Below are 1,378 nucleotides of genomic sequence, written 5' to 3'. Positions count from 1 at the left end.
GGCGGCCCGGACGACCGCTCCGGCCGCCACCGCGAGCGCCACCGCTGCCACGAGCGTCACCACCGCCGCGAGCGCTCCGGCCGCGCCGACCACACCGACGCGCCGTCGTCGTGACGGTGGCTCACCGCACGTGCCGGGCACACCCGCCCGAGTGCACGACCGGATCGCTGCCGAGGCCGTCCCCCGTCCTCGTGCACCGCCGGTCGGGCGCGGTGGGCGGCCCGGCCGCGGCCGCGGAAATCCGCTGGGAGGCACCGGCCCCGCCCGACCAGAATGACCGCATGCCGCACCACGCCGAACAGTTGCTCGCCGACGTCGACCCGCTCCCGTACCCGGACCGCCAGCGGCTCGTCGCCCGCAGAGCCCGCGAACTCGCCGCCGACGGGCAGCTCCCCGCGCTGCTGTCCGAACTGGAGCACTCCGGCGTGTACGGCCGCCGGCTCGCCGCGCTCGCCGCGTCGGCCGGCCGCGCCACCGAGTACCTCACCGAGCGGCTGACCGACCCCGACCCGGTGGTCCGCGGGTACGCCCTGCGGGCCGCCCGCACCCAGGACGTCCCGGACGAGGCCATCGAGGCGGCCTTCACCGGCGCCTCCTGCACCCTGCGCCGGCAGCTCGCCCGGGTCGTCCGGCACGGCCGCCGGCACCGGCTCGCCGAACGGCTGGTGGGCCGCCTGCGCGCCGAGTGGGGCGACGCCGAGGCCGGCCGGCTGCTCTCCGCCTGCAGCCCCGAGTTCGTCGCCCGGACCCTGCCCGACCTCGCGCACGCCGTCCCGCTCGCACCCCTCGCCGCGCGCTTCCCGGACGAGGTCCTGGACCACCTGGAGCGGGTCCTCGCCGAGCACCCCGGGACGCTGCGGCTCGGGCAGTCGCCCGAACTCGCCGACGTCCTCGCCGCCACCGTGCGGGCCCGCCCCGAACGGGCCCTCGACCTGCTGGAGCGGTTCGGCCCGGACCTCCCGCTGCGCCACGACCTCCTGCCATCGCTGGCCGCCGCCGACGCCGAACGCACCGTCCGGCTCCTCACCGACCCGCGGCGCGGCACGTCCGGGCCCCACAGCCTGCCGCCCACGAGCGGCACCCTGCGCCGGCTGGTGCGCGCCCACCCGCCCTCGCTCCCCGCCCTCGGCCGCCACTGGCTGGCCGTGCCCCGCTGCTTCGCCGCCCTGCTGCGCGCCCTCCCGCCGGGCCGGCGCGACGCGTTCCTCGACGGCGTGTACGACGGCGCCGTCCCGCGGGCGGCCGAACTCCCCCTCCTGCTGCCGCTGTTCCCGCACACCCGGCGCCACGCCGAGGCACGGCGGCAGGTCGCCGCACTCCGCGCCCAGGGCCGCCCCTGGGCCGGGATCGCGTCCTTCCTGGCACACCTGCCCACCGG

The 1,378-nt window shown here is 79.2% G+C and carries 1 pseudogene; it reads left to right on the top strand.

Features of this window, described 5'->3' with window-relative positions:
• Positions 1-281: 281 nt before the first annotated feature.
• Positions 282-1,378: pseudogene (locus tag ABZ641_RS37490) on the top strand (hypothetical protein); the annotation flags it as partial.

It is taken from the genome of Kitasatospora sp. NPDC007106 (genome assembly GCF_040634455.1).
GTDB classification, from domain to species: domain Bacteria; phylum Actinomycetota; class Actinomycetes; order Streptomycetales; family Streptomycetaceae; genus Kitasatospora; species Kitasatospora arboriphila.
The sequence above is the reverse complement of the archived record's forward strand: the minus strand, read 5'-3'. Positions and strand labels throughout refer to the sequence as shown.